We start from the raw sequence: 1,308 nt of genomic DNA, 5'->3' as shown, positions 1-1,308 counted from the left end.
TGGTCCCATCGTGGAACAGCGTCGTTATGTCAATCCAATGGACTCAGTCGCAGGTTCTCTTTTAGGTAACGAGATGCCAAAAGAGAACGTTTTGTTCGATATCGTGGACACCATTCGCTACGCAAAAGACGATACCAAAGTCTCTGGCTTGGTATTGGCATTGCGCGATCTGCCAGAAACGAACTTAACGAAACTTCGTTACATTGCTAAAGCGTTAAACGAGTTTAAGGCATCAGGTAAGCCAGTTTACGCGGTGGGTGACTTTTACAATCAGAGTCAATATTACTTAGCAAGCTACGCCGATAAAGTGTACATGGCGCCTGGTGGTGGCGTACTGATTAAGGGCTACAGCGCTTACTCTATGTACTACAAAACTCTGCTAGAGAAGTTAGACGTATCCACTCACGTTTTCCGAGTCGGTACTTACAAATCGGCTATCGAACCGTTTATTCGTGACGACATGTCGGATGCGGCAAAAGAGTCTGCCACGCGCTGGGTCACTCAGTTGTGGAGCGCGTTTGTCGATGACGTGACGACTAACCGCAACATCAACGCCAAAGTGCTAAACCCAACGATGGAAGAACTGCTTACCGAGATGAAATCTGTGGATGGTGATTTGGCGCAATTGGCCGTCAAAATGGGATTAGTTGATGAATTGGCGACACGCCAAGATATTCGTACCTTATTCGCCAAAGAATTTGGTAGCGATGGTAAAGACAGCTACAACGCCATCAGTTATTACGACTACCTAGCGACGATGCGCCCAGACTACACACTCGCAAACCATGATATTGCCGTTGTTGTTGCAAGTGGCGCCATCATGGATGGTCAACAACCTCGTGGAACAGTAGGCGGTGACACGGTTGCAAGTCTACTGCGTCAAGCGCGTAACGATGAGAAGGTAAAAGCAGTCGTGCTTCGCGTAGACAGCCCTGGTGGCAGTGCGTTTGCGTCAGAAGTAATTCGCAACGAAGTGGAAGCGCTAAAAAAAGCAGGCAAACCTGTTGTAGTTTCGATGTCGAGCTTAGCGGCCTCTGGCGGTTACTGGATTTCAATGAGCGCAGATAAAATCGTCGCACAACCAACAACACTGACAGGTTCTATTGGTATCTTCAGCGTTATTACGACGTTCGAAAAAGGCTTCAGCAAACTTGGTATCAACACCGACGGCGTTGGCACCTCACCGTTTTCTGGCGACGGCATTACGACTGGCTTGTCTGAAGGCGCGTCTCAAGCGTTCCAATTAGGCATTGAGCATGGCTACAAACGCTTTATCTCTTTGGTTGGTTCAAACCGAGATATGACGGT

The 1,308-nt window shown here is 48.2% G+C and carries 1 protein-coding gene; it reads left to right on the top strand.

The window, feature by feature from the left end:
- The coding region (gene sppA / locus R7O12_RS25250; RefSeq protein WP_318126805.1) for a signal peptide peptidase SppA at positions 1–1,308 on the top strand (1,308 nt) is incomplete at both ends.

The organism is Vibrio sp. Vb1574, from assembly GCF_033338675.1.
The sequence above is the reverse complement of the archived record's forward strand: the minus strand, read 5'-3'. Positions and strand labels throughout refer to the sequence as shown.